The following is an 8,620-nucleotide window of genomic DNA, read 5'->3' as shown; positions in this document are numbered from 1 at the left end:
CTCAAAAGCAAGAAGGTCAAGGTGTGAAGTATGTAAGTTAAGATACTAAGGGCATACGGTGGATGCCTTGGCGATATCTGCCGAAGAAGGACGCGACAAGCTGCGAAAAGCTACGGGTAGGCGCAAATAGCCGTTGAACCGTAGATATCCGAATGGAGAAATCCGGCGGTGGTAATGCACCGTCACCCATACCGACCGGTATGAGGAGGGAACTCGGTGAACTGAAACATCTAAGTAACCGGAGGAGAAGAAATCAAACGAGATACCCCAAGTAGCGGCGAGCGAACGGGGAAGAAGCCTAAACCGAATAAGGAAACTTAATCGGGGTTGAGGACCGACAAAATTGGAGGAAAAGTTAGCCAAATCTCTTGGGAAAGAGAGCCGAAGACAGTGAGAGCCTGGTAGGCGAAAACAAGAACTCTAAGGACGGAATCCAGAGTAGTGCGGGACACGAGAAATCCCGTATGAAGCAGGGGGGACCACCCTCCAAGGCAAAACACAGATATCGACCGATAGCGCATAGTACCATGAGGGAAAGGTGAAAAGCACCCCGGGAGGGGAATGAAATAGAACCTGAAACCGTATGTTTACAAACAGTCAGAGACCGTATATAAAACAGGTCGATGGCGTGCCTATTGAAGAATGAACCAGCGAGTTACGAGGGCCGGCAAGGTTAAGCAGGAAATGTGGAGCCGAAGCGAAAGCGAGTCTTAATAGGGCGAGAAGTCGGAAAGCGTAGACCCGAAACCACAGTGATCTACCCATGTCCAGGTTGAAGCACAGGTAAAAATGTGTGGAGGACCGAACCTATATCTGTTGAAAAAGGTTAGGATGAGGTGTGGGTAGGGGTGAAATTCCAATCGAACGTGGAGATAGCTGGTTCTCCCCGAAATAGCTTTAGGGCTAGCCTCAAGTGGTGATTACAGGCGGTAGAGCACTGATCAGGAGCGGGACCTACCCGGTTACCAAACCCAGTCAAACTCCGAATGGCTGTAATCAAACTTGGGAGTCAGACTACGACTTATAAGGGCCGTGGTCAAGAGGGAAACAGCCCAGATCATCAGCTAAGGTCCCAAATGCCGTGCTAAGTGGCGAAGGATGTGGCGTTTCATAAACAACCAGGATGTTGGCTTAGAAGCAGCCATCATTTAAAGAGTGCGTAATAGCCCACTGGTCGAGAGACGCTGCGCCGAAGATGTCCGGGGCTCAAGCACGGAACCGAAGCTATGGCAGACGCAAGCCGTCTGGGTAGGGGAGCGTTCTTATTGGGGAGAAGCGATACCGGAAGGAGTCGTGGACTGATAAGAAGTGAGAATGCTGGTATGAGTATCGAAAAGAAAGGTGAGAATCCTTTCCACCGAAAGCCCGAGGGTTCCTGAGCAACGATCGTCGTCTCAGGGTAAGTCGGGACCTAAGCCGAGGCAAGAAGCATAGGCGATGGACAACAGGTTGAAATTCCTGTACCGGAAGAGTCTGATTGAGTGAAGGAGTGACGCAGAAGGGCACACAAGCATGCGAGTGGAAGAGCATGTCTAAGTGCGTAGCCTGTATGATAGGAAAAACCGTCATACGAGAAGGGTGAGACATGAAGGGGAGTTAAAGGAGACTTTAATGAACTTGTGAATCCCATGCTGCCAAGAAAAGCTTCTAGCGAGGACTCGTCCGCCCGTACCGTAAACCGACACAGGTAGGCGGGGAGAGAATCCTAAGGTGCGCGGGAAAACCCTCGTTAAGGAACTCGGCAAATTGCATCCGTAACTTCGGAAGAAGGATGGCCCTTGGTAGGCGAAGAGTCAAGCACTTGGAACCGAGAAGGGTGGCAGAAAAGAGGCCCAAGCAACTGTTTACCAAAAACACAGGTGCCTGCGAAAGCGAAAGCTGAAGTATAGGTGCTGACGCCTGCCCGGTGCTGGAAGGTTAAGGAGAGAGGTCAGCTAAGGCGAAGCTTTGAACTGAAGCCCCAGTGAACGGCGGCCGTAACTATAACGGTCCTAAGGTAGCGAAATTCCTTGTCGGGTAAGTTCCGACCCGCATGAAAGGCGTAATGATTTGGGCACTGTCTCAACGAGGGGCCCGGTGAAATTGAAATACCTGTGAAGATGCAGGTTACCCGCGACTGGACAGAAAGACCCCATGGAGCTTTACTGCAGCTTGAGATGGAATCTCGGAAGTAGATGCACAGGATAGGTGGGAGACAAAGAAGTATGTACTTAGGTATGTATGGAGTCGATGTTGGGATACCACCCTTCTAGTTCTGGGATTCTAACGCCAGGAGTAACGACCCTGCGGACAATCTCAGGTAGGCAGTTTGACTGGGGCGGTCGCCTCCGAAAGAGTAACGGAGGCGCCCAAAGGTTCCCTCAGGTCGGACAGAAACCGACCGACGAGTGCAAAGGCAGAAGGGAGCTTGACTGCGAGACCAACAAGTCGAGCAGAGACGAAAGTCGGGCTTAGTGATCCGGTGGTACTGTGTGGAAAGGCCATCGCTCAACGGATAAAAGCTACCCTGGGGATAACAGGCTAATCTCTCCCAAGAGTTCATATCGACGGGGAGGTTTGGCACCTCGATGTCGGCTCATCACATCCTGGGGCTGGAGTAGGTCCCAAGGGTTGGGCTGTTCGCCCATTAAAGTGGTACGCGAGCTGGGTTCAAAACGTCGTGAGACAGTTTGGTTCATATCCATCGCGGGCGTAAGAAGTTTGAGGGGGGCTGCTCCTAGTACGAGAGGACCGGAGTGGACGAATCAATGGTGTACCAGTTGTCACGCCAGTGGCATGGCTGGAAAGCCACATTCGGAAGGGATAAACGCTGAAAGCATCTAAGCGTGAAGCCCACCCCAAGATGAGACTTCTCATCAGAAATGAGTAAGATCCCTTATAGACTATGAGGTAGATAGGCCGCAAGTGGAAGAGCAGTGATGTTTGGAGCGATGCGGTACTAATAGATCGAGGTCTTAACTTAGAGAGAATCACAAAGCGCAGACAGTCTTGGAAGAGACTTCAGTGGTACTTCTATATAGTTTTGAAGGAATATCTTCAAAGAGAAACAGTGGCGATAGCTGTGAGGATACACCTGTACCCATGCCGAACACAGAAGTTAAGCTCACAAACGCCGAAAGTACTTGGCTGGAAGCGGCCCGGGAGGATAGGAAGCTGCTGATTAAGAAAGAACACTCAATAGAGTGTTCTTTTTTATTGTCTATATACTTTTATATTGCACCTTTAAGAGCAGATTATTTTATTGTGGTAAATTATACGGATGATATATTACTATTTCATTTTGTCATGGATATATAGTTATACATAAAATTTCATAAAAATAAGTAATAATTATTTACTTTTATCTGAAAGTAAGATATTATTAAATTTAATATTAAAAATCATCATATGTGATATGATGTTGTTTCATGTTTAGGGAGGTGTGTAACTATGAGTGTTTTTAAAAATCTCATGGATAATAAAACAGTAGCACACCGATGGGCAAGTTATGGAATTACTGTAGCTCTCATTATAGCTGCTGCTTTGTTATCTCCAGGAAAAGAATTATTGGATAATAGTGTGGGAACTTTAGTGATTCTATTTATTCTATTTTATACATTACTGACCAGACGTATTTTGGAAACGCTTATTTTTTCCACTATTTTTGGCATTGCACTTTCTTCAGGAACTGATTTTGTAGAAGGTTTTAGAGTACAGTTATTTAAAACCATGGCAGGAGAAGACTTTATTTGGATTGTGTTGATGTGTTGTTTTTTAAATGTATTTAATAAGTTTTTAAATAAAACAGGTTCTTTACATGCTTTTTCAAGACTTATTAAGTCGCGGGTAAAGTCTAAGGGACAGCTTAATATAGCAACGTGGCTTTTACAGTTTCCTTTGTTCTTTGATGACTATATGACTATTGCTGTCGGGGGTAGCATTATGGCTCCTATGTATGATGAGTTGGATGTGCCTAGAGAAGAAGGTGCTTATTTAATTCATACATTAGCGGAACCCTTGCGTGCTATTTTTCCTATTACCTCTTGGGCCGCTTTCTTAGGAGGATGTTTTATTTCTACGGGTCTCGTTCCTGAGGGAGAAGGAATGATGGCATTCATAAAATCGATTCCATTTGCTTTTTATCCGATTATTGCTATTATAGGTACTTTCTTATTTGCTGTTGGAATATTGCCGAAATGGGGCTTTTCTAAAGCACCGGCAAAGGAGAATTACACGGAATTAGAAAATTTAGAGGAATCGAATGAGGGAAGAAAAGAAGGAAATTTATTTGATTTCTTTTTACCTATACTTCTTTTATTGGGGGCTGCGTATTATTTTGATTTTGATACGGTACCTGCGATGCTTATTGTATTACCGATTACAGCCGGTTATTACTTGATTCGTAATATTATGGAAGCACAGGATATTGAAGAATGTTTAGTATCCGGTTTTGCAGATTTTATGAGTATTATTATTCTGTTTTGTGCCTCATATATGTTAAATGATGTGTTAGTTGATTTAGGATATATTGATTATTTAGCAAATGTGGTTAAACAGTTTGTAAACCCGAATTTATTACCGTTTTTGGTATTTGTAATTTTCTGTATATCGGAATGTATTATGTCTTTGAATTGGGGGCTATTACTGATTACTTTCCCAATTTTACTGCCTGTAGCGGCTGCTATAGGTACGAATCCTTATTTAGTCGGTGCAGCGATTATTTCCGCAGGTTGTTTTGGTTGTAATATGTGTTACATTTGTGATTACACCATGCTTACTTCATCCGTGTTCGGCCTTAAACCGGGATATCATGCGTCCACTTGTGTAGCATATTCTGTTATTTTTGCAGTTATTTCTGCAGGAATGTATTTAATGGCAGGTTTTATTTTTTAAATAAAGGAGGATCTTCTATGTTAGAAATTAAAGAGTATATTTATGAATTTGCAAAAGATATGAAACCGGTAGCTAAAGCAAAGGATAATGAAGTCGTTAAATTTATTGTAGAAGATTGTTTTGCCGGTCAGATTAAAAGTGAAAAAGATATTGCGATGTCTGTAGATTGGAAACATACCAATCCGGCAGCCGGTCCTCTTTATGTAGAAGGGGCAGAACCGGGTGATGTATTATGCGTAGAAATTTTAGATATTAAAGTAGCAGATCAGGGAGCTGTTTGTTCTATTCCCGATTGTGGACCTTTTGCAGATAAGAGTGAATCACGTACCCATATTTTAAAGATTAAAGATGGAAAAGTCATTTGGAAAAAATACAATATGATTTGGCCGGTAGATACCATGATTGGTGTTATCGGTGTAGCGACAGATGAGAAAAATATTTCCACCGGCTTTGTAGGAAATCATGGTGGTAATATGGATAATCCCATGATTAAAAAAGGTGTTCGTATGTGGCTTCCTGTACGTGTAGAAGGAGGCTTGCTTGCTATGGGAGACTTGCATGCAACTATGGCAGATGGTGAAGTTTGCGGTACCGGTATTGAAATTGCAGGAGAAGTTATTGTACGAGTAAAAGTATTGAAAAACTTTGAACTTAATTGGGCATTGCTGGAAACCGAAGATGCTTATTATGTAAATACATGCGGACCGACTTGTGATGACGCTATTCGTGCAGGTTATCAAGAAATGCATCGTTTACTTTGTAATGCCTATGGCATGGATTATACTGATGCAGGAATGTATATGTCTATGCAAGGGTTTTTAGCAGCTAATCAAGCTTGTTTAGTCGCAGAAGCCGGCGGTGACTCTTTCCGTATCGGTACACCCAAAGTACTTAATAAGAAACCTTTGATTGGATTTTAATCATATGTAACAAGAAGACCTCATTCGAGTGTATCGTTTGGGGTCTTTTTGCTTGTTTTTCTATATATTCTGGGACAGACGGAATACATTTACATGTATTATAATTTTGCTATAATAGAGAAAATATTTACAATCAGTGGTTATTGCTAAGGAGTACCAAATGACTAATGAATATAATGAAGAGTTATTAGAACCTTTAGCCTATTATAGAAATACTTTAAAAGATTCTTTTAAAACGGTAACAGAAGAGTATTTTGAGGAGCTCGTAAAGCAATCACAATGTGATATAGCGAAGAATGCAGAATTAGTAAAAAAATATGAAGAAATATCTAAGGATGTACAAAAAACAAAGAGGAAATATAAAGGATATTCCTTTATAAAATGGTTACTTTGGATTGTCGGTATAGGTGCTGTTCTTTGGGGCGGTTTTCGTTTTTATAGGGAACAGCAGGATTTTTTTACTCTTACAATTTGTATTATTCTTGCTGTTTTATCTGCATGTTTATATTTTTTTATTGTTAAACCGGCAATAAAGAAAATCAAAGATTTATTAGCCAATTTAGATCAACATTTGGAATCATTACAAGCAGAAGGTTATGAAATGATGGCACCTTTAAATAAATTATTTCATAGTCAGATGACACCGGAATTGATAAAAAAAGCGATTCCTTTTATTCACTTAGATTTAAATTTTAATAAGAAACGCTATGAACAGCTTGTAAAAGAGTATGGTTTTTTAGAACAAATGGATGATAACTATTCTACGTTGGATATTGCTTCAGGGGATATTCTCGGAAATCCTTTTGTGTTTATAAAAAGATTGATTCATACTTTGGGGACTTATACTTATACGGGGAGTCGAACTGTATGCTATTCAGAAACCTATACAGATTCTGATGGGCATACTAAAACTCGTATGGTCACGGAAACTTTACACGCAGAATTGGAGAAACCGGGACCTTATTATTCCACAGTTGTTTCTTTAGTATATGGTAATGAAGCAGCTCCTAATTTAGTCTTTCATAGGAAACCGGTTGCGAAAGGTGTATTTGACGGGCTTTTAAAAAATTTAGGGTTACGAAATAAAATTGCAGCTATTAGAAATAAAACAGAGGATGCACTTAAGTCGGGCGGTAGTTTTCAAGGAATGGCAAATGAAGAGTTCGATGCAACTTTTCATGCGTTAGACCGAAATAATGAAACGGAGTTCCGTTTACTTTTCACACCCTTAGCACAGAAGAATTATAAAGACATCTTTGATAATTCTCCTTATGGTGATGATTTTAAGTTTAATAAAGAGAATAAAATCAATACGATAGAAACTATTAATTCACAAAAGTGGGATTTAGATACCGGTCCGGATAATTATTGGGATTTTTCTTTTGAAAAGATTAAAGAGAAATTTATAACATTTAATTGCTCTTATTTTGATCATATGTTTTTCTTTTTTTTACCGCTCTTGGCGATTCCTTTATATCAGCAGATGATGTCAACTGATTATATTTATAAAAAATCATATAAAAATAATTACAATTCCTATATTACGGAAATGATAGCTAATCATTTAGGACTTGAGTTATTTAGACCGCAAGATGCAGATACTAGAAGTAGTGTAAAAACAATTTTAAAAACGACTTATCATAGAAATGAAAATGATGCGGAAGTAGTACAAGTCGATGCACATTCTTATAGGACGGAAAAACATGTTTCTTATGTACCGGTTAGAGCAGGCGATGGACATGTTTATGATGTTCCTGTAGAATGGGAAGAGTATATTCCAGTACATCACAGAGAATATATGGAAGTGTCTGAAATTGATGCGATGGAAGATGATTTTAAGCAGATAAAAGAGTTAGATACTTATCAACGCTCAATAGCTAATGTAAATAAGGATTTTGCTTATGGTAGATACATGGTAGGTAAATTTTATAGAAAAAATGAAAGTTTAAAAGAATTGTTACAACAAGTATTTGAAAATGGATAGGAGTGAAATTATGGCTAATCAATTAGATGAAATGAATCCACAAATTATGGAAGAAGGTCGAGATGTACATGTTATTGCTAAAGTAGTTCCTGTAACTACCACTGCTACAGAACGTATGATACCGACAGTACTTATGCTGGTAGGTGCAGTATTAATGGCCGGTGGTGTATTTTATGAAAATTATATAGCAGCAGGGATAGGGGCGTTAATAGCGGTTTTTCCTTGGTGGCAAATGCAGAAAATCAGTTCTTCTTTCAATATGATGGAACAGAGAATACAAACCGCTGCTTCTGAAATTGATAATTATATGGAACAGCGTGTTGTAATTTTAGAAAATGTAGCCAAGTTGGTGGAAAAATCTATTTCTGTTGATAAGGATATTTTGGTGGATATTGCAAAGTACAGAAGTGGGAACTTTAGTGAAACATCAAGAAGTGAAGCGAATAGTGACTTAAACAAAGCAGCACGTGCTATTAATGTCGTATTGGAAAATTATCCGGATCTTAAGAGTCAGGACACCATTCGTGATGCTATGCAGCAAAATTCTTACTTACAGCGTGAAATTACAGCAGCACGTACTTTGTATAATGATGCTGTAAATACTTGGAATCGAGAAATTTTTGAATTTCCATTTAAGAAGATTGTGGCTGCTAAAGAAGGTAGAACCACTCGTATTCCATTTATTGCGGAAAAAGAAATTAAAGATAGATCAAAAGGTGTATTTTTCTAATAGATATTCATTATTGCATAATTAAATAAAAAAACTACATGAGTTAAAGAGAAGTCTTTAGCTCATGTAGTTTTTTATTGAGGAACTTTGTATATAAAGTATGATAACTGCATG

The 8,620-nt window shown here is 40.0% G+C and carries 4 protein-coding genes and 2 rRNA genes; all 6 read left to right on the top strand.

Annotated features, from left to right (window positions below; translation table 11 throughout):
- Positions 1-35: 35 nt before the first annotated feature.
- The 6 genes from BCB69_RS05560 to BCB69_RS05535 all read left to right on the top strand — a co-directional run bounded on the left by BCB69_RS05560 (position 36) and on the right by BCB69_RS05535 (position 8,506).
- Positions 36-2,962, top strand: a 23S ribosomal RNA gene (locus BCB69_RS05560).
- Between the two features lie 83 nt (positions 2,963-3,045).
- Positions 3,046-3,162 (top strand): 5S ribosomal RNA (gene rrf / locus BCB69_RS05555).
- Between the two features lie 267 nt (positions 3,163-3,429).
- Positions 3,430-4,872 carry a Na+/H+ antiporter NhaC family protein gene (locus BCB69_RS05550; protein WP_069177255.1) on the top strand — a complete coding sequence of 481 codons (1,443 nt, stop codon included), beginning with the start codon at positions 3,430-3,432 and terminating at the stop codon, positions 4,870-4,872.
- A 17-nt stretch (positions 4,873-4,889) separates the two neighbouring features.
- On the top strand, positions 4,890-5,792 hold the full coding sequence (locus tag BCB69_RS05545; RefSeq protein WP_069177254.1) for an acetamidase/formamidase family protein: 903 nt from the start codon (positions 4,890-4,892) through the stop codon (positions 5,790-5,792).
- 160 nt (positions 5,793-5,952) lie between these two features.
- Positions 5,953-7,776, top strand: a complete 1,824-nt coding sequence (locus BCB69_RS05540; protein WP_069177253.1) for an MAG1210 family protein — start codon at positions 5,953-5,955, stop codon at positions 7,774-7,776.
- A 10-nt stretch (positions 7,777-7,786) separates the two neighbouring features.
- Complete coding sequence (locus BCB69_RS05535) at positions 7,787-8,506, top strand: LemA family protein (RefSeq protein WP_069177252.1); 720 nt, start codon at positions 7,787-7,789, stop codon at positions 8,504-8,506.
- Positions 8,507-8,620: the final 114 nt, after the last annotated feature.

The organism is Dialister pneumosintes, assembly GCF_001717505.1.
In the GTDB taxonomy this organism is placed as follows: Bacteria; Bacillota; Negativicutes; order Veillonellales; family Dialisteraceae; genus Allisonella; species Allisonella pneumosinta.
This window is presented reverse-complemented; position numbering and strand designations above follow the sequence as displayed.

Coding starts and splice junctions, on each gene's coding strand:
- BCB69_RS05540 (WP_069177253.1), top strand. CDS start 5,953: ATGACTAATGAATATAATGAAGAGTTATTAGAACCTTTAGCCTATTAT.
- BCB69_RS05550 (WP_069177255.1), top strand. CDS start 3,430: ATGAGTGTTTTTAAAAATCTCATGGATAATAAAACAGTAGCACACCGA.
- BCB69_RS05535 (WP_069177252.1), top strand. CDS start 7,787: ATGGCTAATCAATTAGATGAAATGAATCCACAAATTATGGAAGAAGGT.
- BCB69_RS05545 (WP_069177254.1), top strand. CDS start 4,890: ATGTTAGAAATTAAAGAGTATATTTATGAATTTGCAAAAGATATGAAA.